The 21211-nt window shown below is 68.1% G+C and carries 23 protein-coding genes; 6 read left to right on the top strand and 17 right to left on the bottom strand.

Annotation, left to right across the window (positions count from 1 at the left end; all coding sequences use genetic code 11):
• Nucleotides 1-65: 65 nt before the first annotated feature.
• From AB0L53_RS13360 to AB0L53_RS13320, 9 genes are all read right to left on the bottom strand, one after another.
• The gene (locus AB0L53_RS13360; protein WP_363993157.1) at nucleotides 66-941 is read right to left on the bottom strand and encodes a hypothetical protein; all 876 of its coding nucleotides are present in this window, start codon (nucleotides 939-941) and stop codon (nucleotides 66-68) included.
• A gap of 8 nt (nucleotides 942-949) precedes the next feature.
• Nucleotides 950-1279 (bottom strand): helix-turn-helix transcriptional regulator, encoded by a 330-nt coding sequence (locus AB0L53_RS13355; RefSeq protein ID WP_363993156.1) that lies wholly within the window; start codon nucleotides 1277-1279, stop codon nucleotides 950-952.
• A gap of 525 nt (nucleotides 1280-1804) precedes the next feature.
• A complete protein-coding gene (locus AB0L53_RS13350) occupies nucleotides 1805-2605 on the bottom strand; it encodes an alpha/beta hydrolase (protein ID WP_363993155.1) in 801 nt (266 codons plus the stop codon).
• Nucleotides 2606-2710: 105 nt separating this feature from the next.
• The gene (locus AB0L53_RS13345; protein ID WP_363993154.1) at nucleotides 2711-3661 is read right to left on the bottom strand and encodes an alpha/beta fold hydrolase; all 951 of its coding nucleotides are present in this window, start codon (nucleotides 3659-3661) and stop codon (nucleotides 2711-2713) included.
• Between the two features lie 189 nt (nucleotides 3662-3850).
• The gene (gene tgmC, locus AB0L53_RS13340; protein WP_363993153.1) at nucleotides 3851-5002 is read right to left on the bottom strand and encodes an ATP-grasp peptide maturase system methyltransferase; all 1152 of its coding nucleotides are present in this window, start codon (nucleotides 5000-5002) and stop codon (nucleotides 3851-3853) included.
• A complete protein-coding gene (tgmB, locus tag AB0L53_RS13335) occupies nucleotides 4999-5967 on the bottom strand; it encodes an ATP-grasp ribosomal peptide maturase (protein WP_363993152.1) in 969 nt (322 codons plus the stop codon). The genes tgmC and tgmB overlap by 4 nt, the downstream gene beginning before the upstream one ends.
• Nucleotides 5967-6260, bottom strand: a complete 294-nt coding sequence (gene tgmA / locus AB0L53_RS13330) for a putative ATP-grasp-modified RiPP (protein WP_363993151.1) — start codon at nucleotides 6258-6260, stop codon at nucleotides 5967-5969. The genes tgmB and tgmA overlap by 1 nt, the downstream gene beginning before the upstream one ends.
• A 281-nt stretch (nucleotides 6261-6541) precedes the next feature.
• Nucleotides 6542-6787, bottom strand: a complete 246-nt coding sequence (locus AB0L53_RS13325) for a DUF397 domain-containing protein (RefSeq protein WP_363993150.1) — start codon at nucleotides 6785-6787, stop codon at nucleotides 6542-6544.
• Between the two features lie 26 nt (nucleotides 6788-6813).
• Entirely contained in the window at nucleotides 6814-7671 is an 858-nt protein-coding gene (locus tag AB0L53_RS13320; RefSeq protein ID WP_363993149.1) for a helix-turn-helix transcriptional regulator, read from the bottom strand.
• 314 nt (nucleotides 7672-7985) lie between these two features.
• Between AB0L53_RS13320 and AB0L53_RS13315 the strand changes: the two genes are divergently transcribed.
• Together AB0L53_RS13315 and AB0L53_RS13310 are read left to right on the top strand one after the other, a co-directional pair.
• On the top strand, nucleotides 7986-8432 hold the full coding sequence (locus tag AB0L53_RS13315; RefSeq protein ID WP_363993148.1) for an ATP-binding protein: 447 nt from the start codon (nucleotides 7986-7988) through the stop codon (nucleotides 8430-8432).
• Nucleotides 8433-9206: 774 nt separating this feature from the next.
• Nucleotides 9207-10640, top strand: coding sequence for a serine hydrolase (locus tag AB0L53_RS13310; RefSeq protein ID WP_363993147.1), 1434 nt, complete (start codon nucleotides 9207-9209; stop codon nucleotides 10638-10640).
• A gap of 114 nt (nucleotides 10641-10754) precedes the next feature.
• On the opposite strand, the gene pip is transcribed toward AB0L53_RS13310, so the two are convergent.
• Both pip and AB0L53_RS13300 read right to left on the bottom strand, forming a co-directional pair.
• Nucleotides 10755-11720: a prolyl aminopeptidase gene (pip, locus tag AB0L53_RS13305; RefSeq protein ID WP_363993146.1), complete on the bottom strand. Its 966-nt coding sequence runs from the start codon at nucleotides 11718-11720 to the stop codon at nucleotides 10755-10757.
• 163 nt (nucleotides 11721-11883) lie between these two features.
• Nucleotides 11884-13161 carry a S1 family peptidase gene (locus AB0L53_RS13300; RefSeq protein ID WP_363993145.1) on the bottom strand — a complete coding sequence of 426 codons (1278 nt, stop codon included), beginning with the start codon at nucleotides 13159-13161 and terminating at the stop codon, nucleotides 11884-11886.
• 155 nt (nucleotides 13162-13316) lie between these two features.
• Here AB0L53_RS13300 and AB0L53_RS13295 point away from each other — a divergent pair, with 155 nt between their 5' ends.
• Nucleotides 13317-13997: an SDR family oxidoreductase gene (locus AB0L53_RS13295; RefSeq protein WP_363993144.1), complete on the top strand. Its 681-nt coding sequence runs from the start codon at nucleotides 13317-13319 to the stop codon at nucleotides 13995-13997.
• Between the two features lie 8 nt (nucleotides 13998-14005).
• Here AB0L53_RS13295 and AB0L53_RS13290 read toward each other — a convergent pair whose 3' ends face one another.
• Nucleotides 14006-14740 carry a TetR/AcrR family transcriptional regulator gene (locus AB0L53_RS13290; protein WP_363993143.1) on the bottom strand — a complete coding sequence of 245 codons (735 nt, stop codon included), beginning with the start codon at nucleotides 14738-14740 and terminating at the stop codon, nucleotides 14006-14008.
• Between the two features lie 108 nt (nucleotides 14741-14848).
• On the opposite strand from AB0L53_RS13290, the gene AB0L53_RS13285 reads away from it, so the two are divergent.
• A complete protein-coding gene (locus AB0L53_RS13285) occupies nucleotides 14849-15274 on the top strand; it encodes a nuclear transport factor 2 family protein (protein ID WP_363993142.1) in 426 nt (141 codons plus the stop codon).
• Here AB0L53_RS13285 and AB0L53_RS13280 read toward each other — a convergent pair.
• On the bottom strand, nucleotides 15271-15840 hold the full coding sequence (locus AB0L53_RS13280; protein WP_363993141.1) for a dihydrofolate reductase family protein: 570 nt from the start codon (nucleotides 15838-15840) through the stop codon (nucleotides 15271-15273). The genes AB0L53_RS13285 and AB0L53_RS13280 overlap by 4 nt on opposite strands.
• Nucleotides 15841-15931: 91 nt before the next feature.
• Here AB0L53_RS13280 and AB0L53_RS13275 point away from each other — a divergent pair, with 91 nt between their 5' ends.
• Nucleotides 15932-16366: a GNAT family N-acetyltransferase gene (locus AB0L53_RS13275; protein WP_363993140.1), complete on the top strand. Its 435-nt coding sequence runs from the start codon at nucleotides 15932-15934 to the stop codon at nucleotides 16364-16366.
• A gap of 7 nt (nucleotides 16367-16373) precedes the next feature.
• On the opposite strand, the gene AB0L53_RS13270 is transcribed toward AB0L53_RS13275, so the two are convergent.
• Genes AB0L53_RS13270 through AB0L53_RS13255 form a run of 4 tightly spaced genes read right to left on the bottom strand, consistent with a single transcriptional unit; the run spans nucleotide 16374 to nucleotide 20213 of the window.
• Entirely contained in the window at nucleotides 16374-17198 is an 825-nt protein-coding gene (locus tag AB0L53_RS13270) for a class II fructose-bisphosphate aldolase (RefSeq protein WP_363993139.1), read from the bottom strand.
• Nucleotides 17199-17251: 53 nt separating this feature from the next.
• Entirely contained in the window at nucleotides 17252-18211 is a 960-nt protein-coding gene (locus tag AB0L53_RS13265; RefSeq protein WP_363993138.1) for a 1-phosphofructokinase family hexose kinase, read from the bottom strand.
• Nucleotides 18211-19344: an N-acetylglucosamine-6-phosphate deacetylase gene (gene nagA / locus AB0L53_RS13260; RefSeq protein WP_363993137.1), complete on the bottom strand. Its 1134-nt coding sequence runs from the start codon at nucleotides 19342-19344 to the stop codon at nucleotides 18211-18213. Before nagA ends, AB0L53_RS13265 begins: the two co-directional genes overlap by 1 nt.
• The gene (locus AB0L53_RS13255) at nucleotides 19341-20213 is read right to left on the bottom strand and encodes a sugar isomerase (RefSeq protein WP_363993136.1); all 873 of its coding nucleotides are present in this window, start codon (nucleotides 20211-20213) and stop codon (nucleotides 19341-19343) included. Before AB0L53_RS13255 ends, nagA begins: the two co-directional genes overlap by 4 nt.
• A gap of 127 nt (nucleotides 20214-20340) precedes the next feature.
• Between AB0L53_RS13255 and AB0L53_RS13250 the strand changes: the two genes are divergently transcribed.
• Complete coding sequence (locus AB0L53_RS13250) at nucleotides 20341-21111, top strand: DeoR/GlpR family DNA-binding transcription regulator (RefSeq protein ID WP_363993135.1); 771 nt, start codon at nucleotides 20341-20343, stop codon at nucleotides 21109-21111.
• Nucleotides 21112-21211: the final 100 nt, after the last annotated feature.

Raw genomic sequence — 21211 nt, 5'->3', positions numbered from 1 at the left:
CGACTACGCTGGCCACGAGGTCTCCGGTATCGCACGTCACGTAGCCGAGGTGCGCAGACCACCGTTCAAGCGGGATTGAGACGGTTGAGTACGGTCCTGCCGCGCCCTAGCGCACCCCTGACTACCAGCGCGGCCATATTCATGCTCACCAAGGCGCTCCCCGCCATGATCCCCACGAACGACCACGACGCCTTCTCCAGCCCCATCACCAGCAAGACCGCGACACACAACCAGGCAACCACGTTGGTGACGGCCGCCCCCATGAGGATCATGCCGGTGCCGCGCACGTATGACCCGAGTGAGGGCACGTCCACCGCCATCATGGGCAGCGCCAGCACTATCGCCATGATGATCGGCACGAGGAAGCCGCCCACCATCGCCTCGCCGAGCGGCCCGACGGGATAACCCATCTCCAGGAAGGCCATGCCCACGAAGCCCAGGCCGGTCATCGCGACAGGAAGGGCGAGCAGCATGGCCGTCACGAAGACCCGCCCAGCCATGATCCGCGTGACCCTGTCCCCCGAGCGGCGCATCGCTGTGAGGCAGGTAAAGATCAGTGGCACCACCGAGAGCACGGCCGCGGTAGCCGCTGTGGCATAAAGGAGTCGAGCCAGGCCATGCATCTTCTCGGCGAGTGTGCCTTTGCCGGCAGCCTCGGCCCACACGCCGTGCAGGCTGGCCAGGTCAGCCGCGTCGCGCATACCCGGATTCCACATGAGCAGGAGGCCGGCTCCCGCGCAGGCCAGGATCGTAGCAAGAGGAACCGTCAAGGACCCGGCCCCCGGAACGCGTCGATGGTGGAGCCATGCGTCGGCCGCACCCACGACCAGGTTGAACACCGTGCGTACGTGTGCCGGCCGCGCTTCGATCAGATCGGCGACCTCCTCGCCGTAACGCTGCCGCCATGCCTTCGGGTAAAGGCTGATCATCGCGATGGCCACGGCCCGCATCATGCCAACCCCCAAGCGATTTCCGTACGCCTGGCGCCCGCCTGCTCGATGCGCCGCAGCGTGGCGAGCTGCTCGCTCAGTGCCGCCCGCCCGCCGTCGGTGATTCGGTACGGCTTGCGCCGCTCCGCCGACTCAATCGGCTCGATCCAACCACGCTCCTCCAGACGCATTAGCGCCCCGTAGAGCGTGCCCGGCTCCAGCGCGGTCCCTGAGAACTCCTCGATGTCGTTGATCATCCGGTATCCGTGCTTCTGCCCTTCGGCCAAGCTGATGAGCACCAGCAACGCCACGTCTGTGAAGCGGCCGAGCTCCTGCTTCTTCCTTGCCATGTATTCAGTAAAGCTTAGTAAGTCTTACTGAGCAAGTCGGATCGCCGAAGCCGGCTGAATGTGCGTGCCTTGCCTGCCGCATGTCGCCGTTCATCGGCGGCGCGATCGTCGGTTGTGGCCGTGGCACAACCATGACCCGGCGTGGACGGGGCGGGGACACGGTCGGCCGACAGTGGATCGGGTTGACGGCGGGCGAGTTACGGAGCGAGCTGTGAAACCCACCTCGGCGCCTACCCGACGCCGACTGGACGGTGGTGGTCCTCGGCGACTACGACACCTCCGTAGCGCCCGTCGGCGAGACGGCACGACAGATCATCACGTGACCCGTCCGCGCGCTTTCCTGGCCCTTTGCATCCTCGCGAAGGAGTTTGTCGTTTTGCAGCACATGTCCGTTGCGGCCGCGACCGCGGTAGCCCTCTGCTGCCGCCGTCGTGCGGCAGATCCTCACCGTTGACCCCCGTAGCAGCGGCAGGGCACGGGCGGGTGCGAAGCAGACCTGAGAATTCAGGGCGGCTCGGCGCCCGGCTACATCACACCGATCCTCTTCTCGACCGATGGCCGGCAGCAGTTCGAGATTTCTGTCTCCAGGAAGTTCGAGATCTCGTTCGCGACGACGTCGGGCATCTCGAGACCACACAGATGTCCAAGCTCGCTCAGCAGGACCGCACGGCTTCCAGGGATGCGTCGCACGTCGTCAAGTTGCTTGGCTTGATCTACGACGACGTCCTTTCCGCCGAGTATGTAGCAGGTCGGTATGCGTATCTCAGACAGCTCGTCGGCCTGGCTGGTCAGCGCACCGTCGGCCAGCCAGCCGTGCCACATCTGTTCGGTGACGGTCAGCATGCTGCTCGTCAGACTCGAGGTCTTCGACGGGTCCACGGAGATTGCCGCCACTGCTTGGGTGAGGGCCTCGACGTTGCCGTAGGCGGCATCGAAGCCGGCGATCACCTCGTCCCCGGCAGTCGTCCCTGCGGCGTTCCACGGAACAACACCGACCAGCGCACGCACCTCATCCGGGTAGTCGAGCGCGATACGCACCGCGATCGCACCGCCGAGGGAATAGCCGACCAGGCAGTAGGCGTCGACGCCCGCGTCGTTGATCGCGTCGTGCAGGGTCGCGGCCAGTGTGGACAGTCTCCCGTCCGCCGGCGCGCGTACGGACTGACCATGTCCGGGCAAGTCGAAGATCAAGACGCGGAACACGCTCAGGTGTCGCGCGATTCCGGTCATGAGATCAGCCGAGGCGCCGAATCCTGGCAGCATGACAAGGGTCAGAGGGCCCTGGCCGTGTTCCTCCCAGTAAATGCCTGAACTGGTGTGGGGCATCGCGATCTCCTTAGTCTCGGCGAACTTTGTTGGGCATACACGTACGGCCGAGCACATCGGCCAGATCCACCCGCACCGGGTCCCTCCATGGGGGCATCATCTCGTTCAGCGCGCCTGGGCGGTGTGGCTCGCGGTGAAGGCCAGAAGAAGCGCGGCGGTCCGCTGCGGATCCTCCATGATGGGCGAGTGCCCAACACCGGCCAGCAACTCGACTTTCGCGCCCGGAACGGCGCTGTATTCGGCGGCGGAGGAGGATCGCCATCTCCGATCTTCCTCACCGAAGATCACCAGCAGTGGCTTGCCGAGGGGAATCAGCCGATCGGGGAGTGCGCGCTGATTCACATAGTCATCGCCGGTCTGCGTTGTCGCGATGAGGGCGTGGTAGGTCATGCCGCGCGCGTCGTCCACGACCGCCTGCGGGACCTCGTAGCCGCGGCGGCTGAACGCGGTGCTCGCGGCGTTGCGGATCAGGCTGTCGGTCCGAAGCCGCCACAGCAGTTGGCCGATGACGGGGGTGTACAAGAGCCCGCCGACGCCGCCGGCTGAGACGGCGGCGGCCAAACGGGGCGCGGTGTCGATGAGAACGAGCGAGGTCACCAGGTCGGGACGTTGCTCGGCGAGAGCGGTGGCGACCGCGCCGCCGGTGGAATGGCCGACCACTGTGGCGTGCTTGACCCCGAGCCGGTCCATTGCCTCACCGACCCGGAGTCCCTGCTCCGGCATTCCGTAGCCACCGCCGGCCGGCTTGGCCGAGCGGCCATGCCCGAGCAGGTCGATCCGGATGACGCGATGGGACTTGGTCAGCAGCGGAACGAGCGCGTCCCACGAGCGGGTCGACGCGGCGAGCCCGTGGATCAGTACGAGTGCCGGGGCATCAGCGGGGCCGTCCTGACGCACGTAGACGTTCCCGCCGTTGAGGGGCAGGGTCGGATCCCCACTGGCCTCGGCGCTCTGCCGCGTCACCACCTCCGCGTTCAGGAAAAGCGATCCGACGACGACGAAGAGGACAGCCGAGGCGATCAAGAGGCGCCGCCGGCGCCGTGCCGCGCTGCTCACATCAGCCTGCCGGTGCGGAAACCGCAGGTCGGCGTCGGCGAAACAACGGGGTCATCGAGCCCCAGGGAAATAATCACGGGCCCACTGTCGTCCCTGGTGCGCGCCGGTAGCTTGTACAAATGTTCCGGTGAGAGCGTCGTTGACCGACTGTTGCTTTGAACTGGTTGCGCGAACCCGAATGGGCCCCGTTCAAGCAGGCAGGTGCCACGAGGGGCCGTCGGGATCGCCGAGCCACACCTTCTGCCCCTGCCCGGTGACCGTGAGGCCGTACCCCGCCCGCGACGGTTTCCCCGCCGCTTCCCAGGTCGAGACCGCCTCTTCGACGCCATCCCACAGCTTCAACGGCCCGTGCTGGCGTACCAGCCAACCTCCGTCCGGCGACGGCTCGGTGGTGGCCTGTGAGCCGGTTGCCACGTCCAGGAGGATGATCCGGTCGCCCGCCCCCATCTTCTCCGCCGACGGGGCGCCGAGCTGGGCCACGAACACGCCGGTCGGGTCGTTCAGAACGTGCGGATCGATCACGCTCTCGCGCTGCTCGCCGAGGCCGATCAGGTAGTGCGAGCGCGGCGGCCGGTCGTGGGGCCGGGCGAACATGAACGACAGCTCGTCGGCCAGGAAGGGTCCGGTCGCGGTGCCGTCGTCGGCCAGCGTGAGGTGCGCGAGAGCCGTGCCGCCCATCCAGCCGGACAAGGGCGCGGTGATAGTCCCGCCGTCGCGCACCTGCCACAGCCACGCAGCCGGAATGTATCGGACGGAGCAAGTCGCGATCAGTCGGTCGTATTCGGTGTTCTTGTCGTATCCGGCCAGACCATCACCTACGACCAGCGTTGGTGTGTAGCCGGCGGCGGCGAGGGCCGTTCTAGCGCGAGCCGCCACCTCGGGGTCGTACTCGATCGACGTCACCTTGCCATCTCCGAGGCGCTGGCACAGCAGGGCCGTGGAGTAGCCGGTGCCAGTGCCGATCTCCAGAATCTTGTCCCCGTCGCTGATTTCGGCCGCCTCCAGCATGCGTACGACCAGGCTGGGCAGGGTGGAGGAAGACGTGGGTGGTCCGGACAGGGAGCTTCTGGCGGTCTCGGCCATGATCCCCTCGACCTGCGTGACCCATGTCCGGTTCTCGTAGGCCATGCGCAGCCACCGTTCGTGGGACGTCCTCGCTCGCTGGACCGGCTCCCATTCCGTCCCGTTCGCGCCGTCGGCGGGCCGGAATAGGGCTTCTCCCAGGAGCAGCTCGCGTGGCACGGCCTTGACCGCCTCCGCCCAACGGGCGTCGGTGAGGGATCCCTTGGCGACCAGGAGTTCGGCCAGTTCCTGCCGGAGTTGGGCGGCTGTGACGCTCACGAAGGCCTCCTCGGATGGGTCAGATGGTCGGCTATCGCGCTGGCGATCCGCTGCGGGATGGGCTCATCGAACCAGGCCCACTGGCCGTTGGGGTTGCACTCCAGGAAAACCCATTGGCCGTCGTGGGTCAGGGAGAAGTCGAAGGCTCCGAAGCCGAGCCCGAAGGCGTTGAGGTAGGTGCGCATGCCCTTGATCACGGAGGTCGGCACCTCGACGACCTGGTAGGTCAGAGAGGGGTAGTCGTGGCGCCAGTCCAGGCCAGGAGCTCCGTCGATGCGGACAGGGAACACCTGGTCGCCCACCATGGTCACGCGTACGTCCGCGACCTTGTCCACCCGCTGCTGGAACAGGTGCGCCGCCGCGCAGACGCTCTCGTCCAGGGTGATGGGGTCGATGACATCCGCCCAAACGGTCCGGGCCTCTCCGTCAGCGTTCCGGTAGGGGGTTGACCATAGCGGTTTGTAGACCACACCATCCATCTGCGAAGCGAACGTACGGGCGCTGTCGAGCCGGTTAGTGATCAGAGTGGAAGGAATCGTCAGCCCGCATGCGGCGGCGGTGGCGAGTTGGACGGGCTTGTGCTCGGCGTCGCGATTGCGCCAGGGGTGGTTGAGGTAGAAGGCTCCAGGCAGCGCGGCCAAGACACCGCCCAGGCCGAAACGGGACTGGTCTGTTACCCAGGCTCCTGTGTACTTGTCGAGATCCTGCGGTCGCCGATAAGGCGTTGGCTGACGCCAGTAGACAGCGCGGATATCGGCCAGATCGAGGTGGCGTGTCTGGGTGCCGAGGGAGCCCTTCATGCCTGTGCCGTCGATGAAGGTCTCCAGTGTGGCGTGGCGTGGGAAGTCGGCGCCGGGATCGAACCGCACGACCGGCACGTCCCGGTTGTGCAGTTCGCCCAGCACCAGGTCGGTGGTGGGGTCATCCAGACAGGCGACCACCAAGACCGGGGCAGGGACTCGCATCAGTCCGATACCCAGTCCGTCGTGGAGTCCGGCTTGCCACCGCCGTCCGTACTGCCGTCGCCATCGGGAGTGGGTGGTGCGGTAGCTGTGGCCTGCTGCACGTTGGAGCCATGCTTGCCAGCGGCCTCGATCGGCTGGTTGGTCACCGGATCGAGGTACACGCCCTTCTGAGTGGCAGGGTCGATGCTGACGCGGTAGTGGGGCTCTTCGCCTCGGAATGGAAAAGGAGCCATCCGGCTCACACCCCAGGGAACGGAGCTCTGGTTCGCGGGAGCGTTGGGGGACTGGCGCATGAAGCCTCCGAACTAGCGCGGGTGCGTGTTTAGCGGTGAAATCCGCATTGGCAGCCCAGCGTCGGGGGTTCCAGAGGAGGAAACCTCGCGTCTGGGAGACGGACGCCTTCACCGTAGAGAGAGGCTGCGCCACTCGCAATCCGTTCGTTGAAAAAAGTTCCTTGGGAACGGTTCCAAGATTCTGACGTTTGGGGCAGAAGGCAAAAGTCCTCCCTCAAAAGGCAAGAAAGGGAGGGCCGGGCGCCATGCGAATGGCCCCCTAAACAGCCGACCTCATCCAGTCAGACAGCGATCAGGTCGGTGTACTCGCCGTCCTGCATGCCGAGTACAAGGGCAGCGAACTCGGCCTTGTCGAAATACAGCTTCGGGCCGTCGGGGTCCTTGCTGTCGCGAATGACGATCAGATGGCCGTGTTTGTGCAAGCCCGCGCTGACGGGCACGTGGACAAGTCCTGCCTCGAAGCAGTTTCCATCGGCGTTGCTTCGCTTCGGCCTGCGCCAACGCACCTCTGACAGGTCGATCTCCATGCCTGCTCCTTCGCTTGATGTGTGCGTCAGAGATCCTTTTCCGCCTGGATGAGCAGTCGCAGACTCTCGCCGGGGTCCAGCGCCTTAGCTCGAAGGTGGTTAAAAGCCACGTTATATCGGTCAACGACGTCTGCTTCCTCCAGATAACGGGCGTCTGTCTGGCTCTCCAGATAAATCACATCAGGAGACGTCCGCTCGGGGAACTCGATGATCACGAAGCTCCCGTCCATGGCGGGGTGGGAACCGGCGGAGAACGGCAGGATCTGCAGCGTGATGTTGGGACGTTCGGTGGCCGTGATCAAGTGCCTCAGCTGGGCCTTCATCGTGGCGCTGCCGCCCACCATGCGTCGGATGCACGCTTCATTGATGATCGACCACAGCCGAAGTCCGGCGGGATCGGCCAACTGCTCTTGGCGGGCGAGGCGGAAGGCCACCTTCTGCTCGATCTCTTCGGCCGTGAAGGTGACGGGCGTCGTACTGAGGTGGGCCCGGTAGTAGTCGGCCGTCTGTAGGAGGCCGGGGATCAGTTCGGAGTCGTACGGTCTCAACTCGATCGCTGCGGACTCCAGCCCGACGAAGGTCTCGAACCACGGCCGGATCGCCTTCTTGTGAGCCTGCCACCAGCCGCGCTGACGTGCCTCGCGGGCTAGCGTAATAAGGAATTCCTTGCGTTCCTCATCGACTCCGTAGAAGTCGATGAGCATAGCGACATCGGCGGGGCGCGCGGCAGAAGTCGCGTTTTCCACCTTTGTGATAGTGCTTGGCGCTACTCCGAGATGCTCCGCGGCCTGGTCGCGATTCAGGCCGGCGGCGATTCGCAGCGCCTTGAGTTCGGCGCCGAGTCGCCTCCGGCGAACCGTCGGAGAGGACAATCTGCTTGTCACGATCTCACCTCGTATGTCGACAAATGTCAGCTGCTTGGAACAACGTTCTTTGGAACTGTTCCGAGAGAACGCTTTACATGCGCCTTGTTGTGCGAGCACCATCAGCTCAAGGATTCCGCACCCGTACGGTCTGTGACGGCCGCAGCGGAGAACTCGTCGAAAGCTCCGTGTCGCGACCACCGGAGCCGAAGGGAAGCCGTCTAGCGCTCTCAACAACCCCAGGCAAAGGTGGCGCAGGGCTCAACAAGGGATTCGCGCTGGGTGTTGGCGGGCGGGTGTCTTTTGCGGTTGGACCGATCTGGAGAGGCGGGGCAATGAGCGGGTTGTTTCTGGGCGAGATCGTGTTGCCGGGAGTGAAGTCTTCGGTGCCGCTGGCTCGTCGATGCGTGGCGGACATTCTGACGGCCGCAGGCCATGAGGACGTGGCCGACGTGCGGCTGGTAACCAGTGAACTGATCACGAATGCCGTGGCGCACACCGCGTCCAGTCGACCGGGGGGCCTGGTCGCGGTGAAGGTCGCCGCTGTAGGTGCCGAAATGGCCTACATCGAGGTCCTCGACGAGGGGGCGGCCACCGTCCCTCGGGCACGTACGGCAGGCGCCGATGACTGTGGGGGGAGGGGCCTGCAGATAGTAGAGATGTTCGCGGTCGCATGGGGCGTGCGCGACGGTGGCCTGGGGCGGCGCGTGGTGTGGGCAGAGATGTCGACCAAAGCCGACGCTTCTGCCTGTGCGGGTGAGGGCGCGATGAGGGCGGTATGAACGGCCCAACCGACGGATGCCCAACGAGGCGCTCGACTGCGCCTCCACCCTCCACTCCATCCTTGCGCGCTGCCACGGCGTGAACTCGAAGGCTGCTTCGCGGCAATTACTGACGAGGATCCAGGCGATGGAGAGGTACGCATGAGCTCAAGCATGGCCGCGGCCGCCTTGGGTCGATCGGGGGCACGGCCCGGCAGACGCCCGTCGACGCGGCTTCGCTCGCGCCACCAGGGGTCCTCTCGCCGGAGATCAAAGCGCAGCAAAGATCATTCTGTTGGGGGCTCTCATGCGCGTGGTCTTGGGAATGGCCGCGAAGCGTCCGGGGGCGGATATCGGTCGGCCCCTCGCCTTGGCCCGGTCGCTGCTCGGTGACGTTCTCCTGGTGTCATCGGAAACCGTCGATGCCGCTGAGTGGGTCGGGCCGGGGAGCCGCCTTACTCGCCTGGTCCAATGAGCAAGCGGCTGATTCACTCCCACCGCTGATCGTGCGTGCTTACCGGCGCTTATCCCGGGAAGCCGCCCGCGATCACCGATCTGATTCGTATCGATATCCCGCAGGAGATCTGAGGGAAGGCACCGGAAGCCCGGAATCAAGATCCAGACTGTGTTAAGGTCACGAACCTGCAACGGGGGCTGCAGGGTGACGGCTGCCCCTTTTGGGTGTCCTTTCCATGAACCGGGCCGATTCTTCGCCGCGTTCGAAGTCCGCGTCACCAGCCCACACAGACCTGAACTCCCTCATCGGGAAACGTCTGCCAAGGAGGATTACAGATCGTGTCTATTTTCCGCACCAGAACGAGTCGTGCCGTGGTCGCACTGTCCACTGCCTCGGTGCTGTTAGCCGCGGTGACGCCGCCGGCCCAGGCCACCACCGATGGCGGCGGCGTCGCCGCCTTCCTGCGGGACACCATGAACGGTCTGCGCTTCGAGCAGGTCCTCGACCTGGCGCCGCCGGCATCCCCGCAGGCTCGGACGCTTTCCAACGGGGTCGACAAGGACGCGAAGACGGCCGCCGACTACGCCCGGTTGTTCGCCAATGCGGCCGACCCCAAACCCATCGTCCAGCAGCCGCAACTCGACGTGACCGTACTGGAACTGGACCGGCGAGGGCAGCTGGTCTCATCCGGCACGGTCCTGATGAGCCCGCAGTATCCGAACGGGATCGTCGTGCCGGTGGACCAGAACTTCCACACCGATCAGGTGCGCTGGCGGCAGTGGGACGACGCCGGATGGTACGCCAACCAGGGCAAAGGCACCATCGACATCGTGCCGGGCCGGGAGAACGCGCCCATCGACTTCATGCTCCCCTACCCGGCCTCCGTCCTGAAGCTGATGGTCAACTTCGGGGTGCTGCGCCTGGTGGACAAGGGCGTGATCAAGCTTGACGACACCTACGACTACCAGCCGACCACGGTCAGCTCACTGTGCGGTGGACCGTCGAGCAACACCATCAGCGCCTACATGGACGCCTCGATCACCTCCTCCTCCAACGCCGCGTCCTGTGCGCTGGTGAAGCTGCTGCACGACAAGGGCGCGGTGGACGAGCTCAACCAGACCTTCCAGGACCTGGGCCTGGAGACCATGCAGCTGAAGAACACCAACCCCGCCAACGGCGGCCGCTGGTCCAACCCGGTCACGATGAACTCGTTGGACACGGCCAAGCTGCTCGCGCTGGTCGATGGCGTACAGGGCACGGCGTGGACCGCCCCCAACGGTTCACCGGTCACCGGCGCGGTGCTGAGCCCCACCTCCCGCCAGGTCTTCAAGAAGCTGCTCGGCGAGCAGGGCTTCAACGACATGCTCTCCACCACCAACCGGTGCGGTAGCGCGTACCCGGCCGCGGGCATCCCGCAGCGGGTGGCTTCGCGGTGGGTGGCCGCCGACGGCACGGTGACGGTCGAGGGCAACAAGTTCGGCAAGGACGTCCGGCCCTGCAACAAGCAGGCGCAGGTCACCTTCGCGCACAAGACCGGCTGGGTCGGCAACTCGGGAGCTGACGCCGGCATCGTACGGTCCCTGCCGGGCAAGGCCGGCCGCCACTACGTCGTCGTGGCCTTCACCAACCTCGGCACCCAGTACGTGGACGCCAACCGGCCGGCGACCGAGCCCGGCATCTACCCGGTCGCCTTCACCGAGAAGCTGGCCCAACTGGGCTCGGCGATCGACCGGTACGAGGCCGCCTGGCTCGCCCGACGCACCAAGAGCTGATCAGCACCAAGAGCTGATCATCCGCAATAGCCCGCCGCGTTGACGGCGGGCCCATGATGCCGATGTTCCCGGCCCGCGAGACAGATGCGGGCCGGGAACATCGGCATCATCTGCCTAAACGAGGGAGGCGGGGCGGTAGCCGTCCGTGGCCGCGATGAGCTCGTGCAGCGTGCCGGGCTCGGCGCCCGCGTGGCCGGCGTCCTCGACGATTCGCAGCTCCGCCTCCGGCCAGGCCAGATGCAGGTCCAACGCCGCGTCCGGCGGCGTCTTCATGTCATAGCGGCCGTTCACGATCACGCACGGGATGTGCCGGATCGCGGCCACGTCGAGCAGTTCGCCCTCCCGCAGGAAGCACCCCTGGCTGAAGTAGTGCGCCTCGATGCGGGAGAAGCCCACCAGCTCCCGGTCGTCCAGAGGGGGCGGCGGGGCGGGGAGCAGGGTGTTCGCCGACAGCTCCCAGGCCGCCCAGGCCCGTGCGGCCGGTACGTGCACCTCCGGGTCCGGGTCGGACAACCGGCGATGGTAGGCGGCGACCAGGTCGTTCCGCTCCGCCTCCGGGATGAAGCCGCGGAAGGCCGCCCACTCCCGCGGGAACAGCCGGGCCGACCCGGTGCCGGTGAACGCCCACGCGTCATCGGCCTTGCTCGCCAGGTAGACGCCGCGCAGCACCAGCTCGCTCACCCGCTCCGGGTGCCGCCGCGCGTAGGCCAGCGCGAGCGTCGACCCCCACGAGCCGCCGAACACCTGCCAGCGCTCGATGCCGAGGTGCTGCCTGAGCCGCTCAATGTCCGCCACGAGGTGCCAGGTCGTGTTGGTCTCCAGCGACGCCCCGGGGTCGGCCGCGTGTGGTCGGCTGCGCCCGCAGTTGCGCTGGTCGAACAGGACGATGCGGTACGCCTCGGGATCGAAGAACCGCCGCTGCGGCGGTAACGACCCGCCACCGGGACCGCCATGGAGGAAGACGACAGGTTTGCCGTCGGGGTTGCCGCTGGCCTCCCAATAGATCTCGTTCCCGTCGCCCACATCGAGCATCCCGGTCTCGTACGGCTCAATAGGCGGATAAAACGTTCTTTGTCCCATGGCTATCAGACATACACGCCGACGCCGCCCGGCGCGCACGCCGCCTCAGCTCCCGACACCAAAGCTCCCAACACCAAAGCTCCCAACACCAAAGCTCCCGACACCAAGCCGCCCACCCCGGCACGCGGCCGGGATGGGCGGGCGTTCCTGGGAAATCCGGCGGCTACCAGACCTGTAGCAGGGCGCCGAATTCCAGGTCCACGTCCCAGACCCGGGAGAATATGATCACGGATCCGCCGTCCGCGGCGCCGCAGTACACCTTCTTGCTGACGGCCGAGGTGATGCCCTGTGCGGCGACCTCGTCGAACCAGTTGGTGTAGGAGTAGATCGGGCCCCCGCTGTCACCGTGCGCGACGGCGCAGCCGCCGACGACGCTTTTGGCGCGGACCATGTGCTTGACGTACTGACCGTTGGTGTAGGTGCCGCTCCAGCCGGTCTCGGTCACCTTGATCAGGCAGTTCTCGCCCAGGGTGGCCCCGGAGTTGCAGACGAAGTTGCCCACGTACGCCTTCCATAGCGCCACCACCTTGTTGCTGGTGGAGGCGGTGTTGCTGCCGTCGAAGACGTTGGCGGTCGCGTCGGCGAGCACGATCGCGGCGTCTCGCTTGGCGACACGCCAGGACAGCTGACCCATGTGGTTCGCCGGGCTGATGCCTCCGCCGTCGTAGAACTGGTCCCAGACATTGCCGCAGTGAGCGGCGGTGAGGAACCCCGGGGTGCCGTACTTGTCGACGACCGCGAAGCCGGAGCTGCAGCCCGCCCCCGACTGCTGGTTCCAGGTCCGGCCGCCCGCGTAGTAGCTCGGCACGTCGTCCTGCCTGCTGTAGGCCGGGCTGAACTCCTCTCCCTTCTCCAGTGTGATCGGCGCGCTCGTGCCGCTGGGCCGCTGCAACTGCTGCGGGTCGTCGTCCTCCCCGGTGACCGAGAGCCGGATGCCGCTGCCGTCCGGCTGCGGCGCCGCGCCGCTCGCCTGGCCGGCCTCGGCCCACTTCTCGGCCTCCTGAAGGAGCTGCGCGTTGGTGTAGGCAGCCGGCAGTACGGCCACCGGAGCCGTCTGCCGTCCCTGGTCGATCGTGGTCTGTACGGCCGGCGGCACCGTGCCCCGCCAGTACAGGCGTACCTCGTGGTTCTCCGGTGCGACGACGATCCCCGCGTAGCCCTCGGCGTTCTCGGCCGACTCGATGATGCGGTCGGCCACCCCGTTCAGCCGAGTCTGCTCCGAGAACAGTGCCTTCCAGTCGGCGAACCCGCCCGGCACCGCCCCCCGCGGCCCCGTCGCGTCCCTGTCCGGCGTCTTGCCGCCCGGGTCGTCGGTGGCCCGCGTGGTCACGGCCGGGTCGTCGGTGGCGGTCTGCGCCGTGGCTGCCCCCGCGCCCAGAAAGGGCAGCAGCGCACAGGCGGTGCTGAGGATGGTCAGGCGTAAGCGGACTTTCTTCTGCATCGTGAAACCCCCGTGGTTGTGACAAACGGGAGTCATCACAGCATGGGAATCACGGTATGTTCCGCGTCCAATTACGGGGGCGGTCTGCGCACCCCGCCCTTGTGCCTGGTCAAGGTCAGGCTCAGGGAGTGGGTTCCGTGGATAGGCTCGTACGAATGAATCGCGTCTGCCTGGTCACCGGGGCCAACCGGGGCATCGGATTGGAGGTCTCTCGCCAGCTCGCGCTGGCCGGGGACACCGTCATCCTGACCGCCAGGGATCTGGGGAAGGCGGAGAAGGCGGCGAGTGGGCTGCACGGGACCGTGGAGCCGCGGCAATTGGATGTCGGTGATCCGGTGTCGGTGCGCCGGTTCGTCGAGGAGCTGCCGTACGACAAGGTAGACGTCCTGATCAACAACGCCGCCATCCACTACGACACCTGGCAGCGAGCCGAGAACGCCGACCTCGACGTCGTGCGGGAGGCCCTGGAGACGAACCTGCTGGGGACCTGGCGGGTCACGTTGGCGCTGCTGCCGTTGCTGCGGGCCGGCGATCACGGGCGAGTGGTGAACGTCTCCAGCGAGGCCGGGTCGCTGGCCGTCATGGGCGGCGGCACCCCGGCCTACACCGTGTCGAAGACCGCGCTCAACGCGCTGACCAGGATGTTGGCCGCCGAGCTGCGCGAGGATCGGATCCTGGTGAACTCCGTCTGCCCTGGGTGGGTGGCCACCGACATGGGCGGGCCCGGCGGGCGCCCGGTCGCCGAGGGGGCGCGGAGCGTGCTGTGGGCGGTGAATCTGCCGGATGGCGGGCCTACCGGGGGATTCTTCCGTGATGGCGAGGCTCTGGCCTGGTAAGCCACCCGTCAGCCGGTGGTCCGGCGGCGGTGGGCCTTCTGCCTGCAGGCGCCGCCGCAGAAGCGGGGTGGGCGGCCGGTGCGGGACGTCTGGATGACGGTGCCGCACTCCTCACAGCGGGCGGCGTGCTCCGCAGGGGTTTCGTTACGGGCTTCCTGTTTCGTCACAGGTTTCGTTACGGAGGGCAGCGGGGAGCGTCCGGTGCGGAGGCCGTCCAGGACGAGGGCGGTGGCCCTGCCGGGGGTGGTGCTGTGGGTCTCCATCGTGATGCATCCCGCCATGAGGGCCATGACGTCCGTCAACTGCGCGTCCGGCCGTACGGCTCCTGCCTGGCGGGCCCGGTCGAGCAGGGCGGTGAGGGCGGTGCCGTAGCGTCGCCGGGCCTCCAGTGCCATCTCCGCCTTGAGGCCGGAGGCGAAGGATTCGCAGAGTGCCTTGTTGAGTCCGGCCTGCTCGACGGTCGAGGCGAAGGCGGTGAAGAACGCCGCTCCGGTCTCCGCTTCGCCGGTGGTCAGCAGGGCGGTGAGCTCGTCGGCCAGGCGTTCGATCCGGTCGTGGACCACCGCCTCGAACAGGGCCTCCTTGCTGGGGAAGTGCCGGTAGACCGTGCCCGCGCCGACGCCCGCGCGTCTGGCGATCACGTCGAGCGGCACTGACAGACCCTCCGCCGCGAACGCCTCCTGGGCGGCCGCCAGCACGCGGGCGCGGTTGTGCCGGGCGTCCGCGCGAGCGGCGATCGTCATGTGGCCTCCCATGCGCCGGTTTGGTGCCCGGATTGACAACCGGAACGCGCGTTCCGTAGCGTCTAAGCGGGTTGACCGTTCCGATTCTATGCACAACGAGGAGTTCGCGTGTCCGTACCGACATACCCGACCGCCCGAGAGGTCGTCGATCGCTTCCTGCGCGCGTCCGTGGACGGCGGGCTGGCCGACATGTACGCCCCCGACGTCGTGATCGAAATACCGTTCGCCCCGCCGGGCATCCCTCGGCGCTCGCAGGGGCGTGAGGAGCTGCGGGCCAGGTTCAAGGCCGCCGAAGGCGTGCTGCGCTGGGAGCGGACGGACAACGTGCTGATCCATGAGACCGCTGACCCCGAGGTGGTCATCGTGGAGTTCGACATCCACGGCTCTCTCGTCGCCTCGGGGCGGTCTGTCGTCTCGTCGTACATCATGGTCGTCCGGGTGCGGGACGGCTTGATCGTCCATTCCCGGGATTACGGGAACCCCATGGGCATGGAGGAGTACCGCGAGGAGCTGATGAGCGCGCTGAAGTCCTAGCGCGCGTACCTCATGAGCACCGTGCCGTTGCCGAACGTGCGCGTCGCGGTCAGGTTGAACAGGGTCGGGCGGAACTCGCCGTCGAAGGCGGGGATGCCCGACCCCGCGACCACCGGGTACGCCTTGACGACCAGCTCGTCGATCTCCGGCAGCAGCGTTCCAGCCAGCTTGCCGCCGCCGCAGAGCCAGATGCCGAGCCCGTCGTCCTCCTCCTTCAGGCGGCGGACCAGCGCGAGAGGGTCGCCGGAGACGAGCTCCACCGCCGGGTCGGCGATCTCCGGGGTCGTGGTGGAGACGACGTACTGCCGCAGGTGGGCGTAGGGGCTGGTCACGCCGACGTCGAGGACCGGCCCGTAGGTGCCCCGGCCCATGAGCACGGTGTCGAAGCGCTTGTTGGGGGCGTCGAAGCCGATCTGCTTCCGGATGTGGGTGGGGACGGTCTCGGGGAACTCCTCGTTGGCGTAGGCGGCCAGGTCGTCGGACAGTGGGTAGAAGTCGAACTCGCCGCTGGGGCCGGCGATGTAGCCGTCGATGGACGTCGCGACGTAGTAGGTGAGCTTTCGCAAACCGAGTCACTCCATGTGTAGTACTTAGATTGAAGTGATGCAACCGTAGTACTACATCCAGAGTGGTGTCAAGACTGCGACCATGGAGGACATGAGGCTCGCGAAAGAGACGGACAGGGGTGCGGTCGAGGAGCTCGTACAGGCGGCCTACCAGCCGTGGGTTGCCGTCATCGGCGCGCGGCCCCGCCCAATGGAGGCCGACTACGCCGCGCTCATCTCCGAGGGCCGGGTACACGTGACAGGCGACGACCTCGACGGGCTCATCGTGCTGATCCCCGAGAACGGGGTGCTCTACGTCGACAACGTCGCGGTACGCCCCGGCCTCCACGGCAAGGGCATCGGCCGGAGCCTGCTGGCCTTCGCCGAGCAGGAGGCGCGGCGGCTCGGCCTGCCCGCCCTGCGCCTCTACACCAACGTCAAAATGGCCAGGAACATCGCCCTGTACGAGTCGCTCGGCTATGTCGTGACCGGCCGCAAGGAACGCGAGGGCCGCACGGTCGTGGCCATGCGCAAACAGCTTCCGTGACGGCGGCTCAGCCTGTGAGGACACCCAGGAGGTGGGTCACCTCGCGGGCCACCGCGTCGCGGCCCGCCCGCAGGTACTTGCGCGAGTCGACCACCTTCTCGTCGCCGGCCAGGTAGTCGCGCACGGCACCGGTGAACGCCTTGTTCAGGTGCGTGGCGATGTTGATCTTCTTCATGCCGTGCCGTACGGCCGCGCGAAGGGTGTCGTCGGGCACCCCCGACGAGCCGTGCAGCACCAGCGGGACCGCCACGGCGGCGCGGAGCTCGGCGATGAGGTCCAGGTCGAGCACGGCGTCCTTGGTGGTCATCGCGTGCGAGGTGCCCACGGCGACGGCCAGCGCGTCGACGCTGGTGCGCGCCACGTAGTCCACCGCCTCGTGCGGCTTGGTCCGCGCGCCCGGCGCGTGCACGCCGTCCTTGCCGCCCACCTCGCCCAGCTCGGCCTCCACCCACACGCCGCGCTCGTGGCACCAGGCGGCCACGTCGGCGGTGGCGGTCACGTTCTCCTCGTCGGGCAGCGCCGACGCGTCGAACATCACCGAGCCGACACCCAGCTCCACCGCCTCTTCGACCAGGGCGCGATCGGTGGCGTGGTCGAGGTGCACCGCCACCGGCACCGCGGCCCCCCTGGCGACCGCGAGGCAGGCGAGCGCGATGGGTTCCAGGGCGCCGTGGTAGCGGACGCAGTTCTCGCTGATCTGCAGGACGACCGGCAGGCCCAGGGCCTCGGCGCCCGCGACGATGGCGGTGGCGTGCTCCAACTGGATCACGTTGAACGCGCCCACTCCCGCGGGTGATTCGCGGACGATGTCGCCGATTCGGGCGAGGGGCATGACGGCTCCTTTGACGGTTCCTCGGACGAGTTTTCGTACGAGGAGGCGGTTTCTCAGGCGATGACGATGCGGGGGTGGATGTCGGCGTAGACGTCGCGGTCGAAGTCGCCCGCCACAGGCGCCGCGACCGCCGCGGCGCCCAGCGCCGCCGCCCGGATGAGCCGCTCGGGCCACGGGGACCGCTCCACGAGCCCCAGCGCCAGCCCGGCGACCAGCGAGTCACCGGCGCCGGTCGGGTTGCCCTCCACTTTGTACGGCATGCGCGCCCGGAAGATCCCCTCAGGCGTGACGGCCAGCAGACCGTCGGCGCCCATCGACACGACCACCGACTCGGCCCCGCGACCGCGCAGCGCCTGCGCGCCCTCCTCGGGACCGCCTTCCGGAACGGCCCGCGCGAGCTCCTCGGCGTTCGGCTTGACGATCGAGGGGCGGCCGCCGGGCGCGTGCCGCAGCGGCTCGCCGTCGGCGTCCACGATGGCGGGCACGCCGTGCTCGGCGGCGACGGCGGCCAGCGTCGCGTACGCGTCGAGCGGCACGCCCCTGGGCAGGCTGCCCGAGATGACGACCGCCTCCGCCGTGGCCAGCAGATCGGTGAAACGGCCGACCATCCGCCCGAACTCGACCGCCGTGACCTCCGGCCCCGGCTCGTTGAACAGCGCGGTCTGGCCTCCGGAACCCCGCTCGCCACCTTTGGAACCCTGCTCGCCGCCCGCCACTGCCTGGCCGGAATCCGCGACCACCAGCGTCGTGCGCGAGTCGGCCGCGATCCCCACGAAGGCGTGCGGCAGTCCGGCCGCCTGGAGGTCGGCCTCGATGGCCTGGCCGGTCGGGCCGCCCGCGAGGCCGGTGACCAGCACGTCCTGGCCGAGCGCGGCCAGGACGCGGGCCACGTTGACGCCCTTGCCGCCAGCCCGCCGGTGTACGGCGGCGACGCGGTTGACCCCGTCCCAGTCGACGCGGGGCACCTGGTAGGTGACGTCGAGGGCGGCGTTGAGCGTCACAGTGAGGATCATCAGGGCTCCACGACCCAGGCTCCGCGCTTCATCACGCCCGCTACCTCCAGCTCGTCGGACAGGACCACCAGGTCGGCCGCCTTGCCCACGGCGATCGAGCCGGCGCGGTCGGCGACGCCCAGCACGCGGGCCGGCGTCAGTGAGGTGAGCTGGACCGCCTCGGACAGCGTCAGGCCCACCTCCTGGACGGCGCGGCGGAAGGCCACGTCCATGGTGAGCGTGCTGCCCGCGATCGAGTCGCCCTCGGCCAGCCTGGCGACGCCGTCGGTGACGATCACGTCCATGGAGCCCAGCACGTACGTACCGTCGCCCATGCCGGCGGCGGCCATCGCGTCGGTGATCAGCGCGGTCCTGGCGGGCCCGGCCACCTCGTAGGCCAGCCGCAGCATGGCCGGATGCACGTGCACGCCGTCGTTGATCAGCTCGATCGTGACCCGCTCGTCCTCCAGCAGCGCGGCGATGGGGCCGGGAGCGCGGTGGCCGAGCGGCGGCAGCGCGTTGTAGAGGTGCGTGGCCACGGTCGCGCCCGCCTCGATGCCGGCCAGCGTCTGCTCATAGGTGGCGTCGCTGTGGCCGAGCGCGGCGAGCACGCCCTCGGCGGCGGCCATGCGGATCGTCTCAAGGGCGCCGGGCAGCTCGGGGGCGATGGTCAGCATGCGTACGTGCCCGCGTCCGGCCTTCAGCAGCTCGCCGAACTCCCGAGGAGACGGCTCACGCAGCAGCCCGGGGTTGTGGGCGCCGCAGCGGGCCCGTGAGATGTACGGGCCTTCGAAGTGGATGCCGGCCAGCAGACCGTCGTCGCACAGCTCGGCCAAGGACGACGTGGCACGGGCCAGGTCGTCGAGCGCGCCGGTCACCAGGCTGGCCACCATCGTCGTGGTGCCGTGGCGCTCGTGCAGCGCCACGGCCTCACGCGCTCGGTCCTGCTCGCCGGTCGGGAACGAGCCGCCCGCTCCGCCGTGGTTGTGCAGGTCGACGAAGCCGGGCACCACGTGCCGCCCGCCCAGGCTGTGGCCCGCGCGAGGGGCGGCTCCGTGCCCGACGTGCGTGATGCGGCCGTCTTCGATGGTCAACCATCCGTCGTGGACTCCCTCGGGAGTCACGATGCGGGCGTCGGCAAGAGTAAGGCTCATGAAGAAAGGATCACAGATCGGGTGAGGTGCAGGGGCTCGTCCGGGTCGAGACCCCTGGCGAACGCCCTGGCGACCGCGACCCGCTGCGCCCTGATCAGCTCGGCCATCGGGTCGAGGCCGGTCTGGAAGAACGTGCCGCCGGTCTCCTCGACCTGCTCGCGCAGGCCCTCGGGGGCGGTGCCGAGCATCCAGGTGACGCGGCCGGGGCCGGCGATGCTGATGGGGCCGTGACGGTATTCCATCGCCGGGTACGCCTCGGTCCACGACCGTGACGCCTCGCGCATCTTCAGCGCGGCCTCCTGGGCCAGGCCGACCGACCAGCCGATGCCCAGGAAGCTGAACTGCTCCGCGTCGGTGAGCTCGGCGGGCAGCGGGGCCGCCACGGCCTGCTCGGCGTCGGCGATCGCCTGGGCGAGGTCCTCGCCCAGGCTGGCGCGGAGCATGGCCAGCTGCGTGGTGGCGAACCGGGTCTGCACGACCGACTGCTCATCGGCGTAGTCGAGCACGATGACGTCGTCCGCGGCCGTCATGACCGGTGTGTTCGGGTCGGCGGTGATGGCCGTGGTCCTGGCGTCGGTCCTGCGCAGGAGTTCGAGCACCTCGGTCGTGGTGCCGGAGCGCGTCAGAGCCAGCACGCGGTCGTACGAGCGGCCGGTGGGGGCCTCCGAGGCGGCGAACGCGTCGGTCTCGCCCAGCCCCGCGCGCTCGCGCAGGGTGGCGTAGGCCATCGCGATGAACCACGACGTCCCACAGCCGACGACGGCGACCCGCTCACCGGGGCGGGGCAGCGCGTCGACGGGTACGTCCGCGACGGCGCGACGCCAGCACTCGGGCTGGGAGTCGATCTCGGCCTCGGTGTGGGTGGTCACCACTTGCCTCCCCGTGATTGATTGTTTCTGCTGTTTTTATAGCATAAAGGAGCAGAAATTTGCACCGGTGGCTTGACCTCCCAGGTTGTGCCACGCTTGGCCCGACGGATCTCAAAGGGGAGGCATCGTGTCCCGCTACGATCGTTGGAACGCGATTCTCGAGCTGCTCGCGCAGGAAGGACGGCTCTCCGTCGAGGAGGCCGCCCAGGAGCTCGACGTCTCCACCGCCACGATCCGCCGCGACTTCGACCAGCTCGCGCAGCAACAGATGCTCATGCGCACGCGGGGCGGGGCCGTCGCGCAGAGCGTCAGCTACGACCTCCCGCTGCGCTACAAGACCGCCCGGCACGCCGACGAGAAGCACCTCATCGCCGCGGCGGCCGCCGAGCTCGTCTCGCCGGGCGCCGTGATCGGGCTCAACGGCGGCACCACGACCTCCGAGCTGGCCCGCACGCTGGCCACCAACCCAGCGCTCGAATCGGGCTTCACCATCGTCACCAACGCCCTGAACATCGCCTCGGAGCTCACGGTCCGCCAGCACGTCAAGATCGTGGTCACGGGCGGCGTGGCCAGGCCGCAGTCCTACGAGCTCATCGGCCCGCTGGCCTCGGGCGTGCTCGAACAGGTGACGCTCGACGTGGCCTTCCTCGGCGTGGACGCGCTCGACGTGGAGCTGGGCGCCTCGGCCCACCACGAGGGGGAGGCCAGCGTCAACCACCTGCTCATCAGTCGTGCCGCGCAGGTCGTGGTGGTGGCCGACTCCTCCAAGGTCGGTAAGCGGGCGTTCTCCCGCATCTGTCCCATCAACCAGATCGACACGCTCGTCACCGACGCCCAGCTCTCCGACTCCCTCGCCGGCGAACTGACCGACGCGGGGGTGAAGGTCATCCGCGCCTGACGCCCCCGCGTTCCCGCCTCCGCCTCCGCACGTTCCCTCAGCCCTCCGCCTCAGCGTGTTCCCCACGTCTCCGCCTCTGCACGCTCCCTGGGTCCTCCGC

The organism is Nonomuraea sp. NPDC052129, assembly GCF_040680095.1.
In the GTDB taxonomy this organism is placed as follows: domain Bacteria; phylum Actinomycetota; class Actinomycetes; order Streptosporangiales; family Streptosporangiaceae; genus Nonomuraea.
Note: the sequence above shows the minus strand (reverse complement) of the source record. Positions and strands in the feature narration are given on the sequence as shown.

What these genes read in the sequence shown, in the direction of transcription:
- AB0L53_RS13275 (WP_363993140.1), top strand. Translation starts at nt 15,932, where the DNA reads ATGAGGCTCGCGAAAGAGACGGACAGGGGTGCGGTCGAGGAGCTCGTA.
- AB0L53_RS13325 (WP_363993150.1), bottom strand. Translation starts at nt 6,787, where the DNA reads ATGGAGATCGACCTGTCAGAGGTGCGTTGGCGCAGGCCGAAGCGAAGC.
- AB0L53_RS13295 (WP_363993144.1), top strand. Translation starts at nt 13,317, where the DNA reads ATGAATCGCGTCTGCCTGGTCACCGGGGCCAACCGGGGCATCGGATTG.
- AB0L53_RS13315 (WP_363993148.1), top strand. Translation starts at nt 7,986, where the DNA reads ATGAGCGGGTTGTTTCTGGGCGAGATCGTGTTGCCGGGAGTGAAGTCT.
- AB0L53_RS13300 (WP_363993145.1), bottom strand. Translation starts at nt 13,161, where the DNA reads ATGCAGAAGAAAGTCCGCTTACGCCTGACCATCCTCAGCACCGCCTGT.
- pip (WP_363993146.1), bottom strand. Translation starts at nt 11,720, where the DNA reads ATGGGACAAAGAACGTTTTATCCGCCTATTGAGCCGTACGAGACCGGG.
- nagA (WP_363993137.1), bottom strand. Translation starts at nt 19,344, where the DNA reads ATGAGCCTTACTCTTGCCGACGCCCGCATCGTGACTCCCGAGGGAGTC.
- AB0L53_RS13290 (WP_363993143.1), bottom strand. Translation starts at nt 14,740, where the DNA reads ATGACGATCGCCGCTCGCGCGGACGCCCGGCACAACCGCGCCCGCGTG.
- AB0L53_RS13355 (WP_363993156.1), bottom strand. Translation starts at nt 1,279, where the DNA reads ATGGCAAGGAAGAAGCAGGAGCTCGGCCGCTTCACAGACGTGGCGTTG.
- AB0L53_RS13270 (WP_363993139.1), bottom strand. Translation starts at nt 17,198, where the DNA reads ATGCCCCTCGCCCGAATCGGCGACATCGTCCGCGAATCACCCGCGGGA.
- AB0L53_RS13265 (WP_363993138.1), bottom strand. Translation starts at nt 18,211, where the DNA reads ATGATCCTCACTGTGACGCTCAACGCCGCCCTCGACGTCACCTACCAG.
- tgmB (WP_363993152.1), bottom strand. Translation starts at nt 5,967, where the DNA reads ATGCGAGTCCCTGCCCCGGTCTTGGTGGTCGCCTGTCTGGATGACCCC.
- tgmA (WP_363993151.1), bottom strand. Translation starts at nt 6,260, where the DNA reads ATGCGCCAGTCCCCCAACGCTCCCGCGAACCAGAGCTCCGTTCCCTGG.
- AB0L53_RS13350 (WP_363993155.1), bottom strand. Translation starts at nt 2,605, where the DNA reads ATGCCCCACACCAGTTCAGGCATTTACTGGGAGGAACACGGCCAGGGC.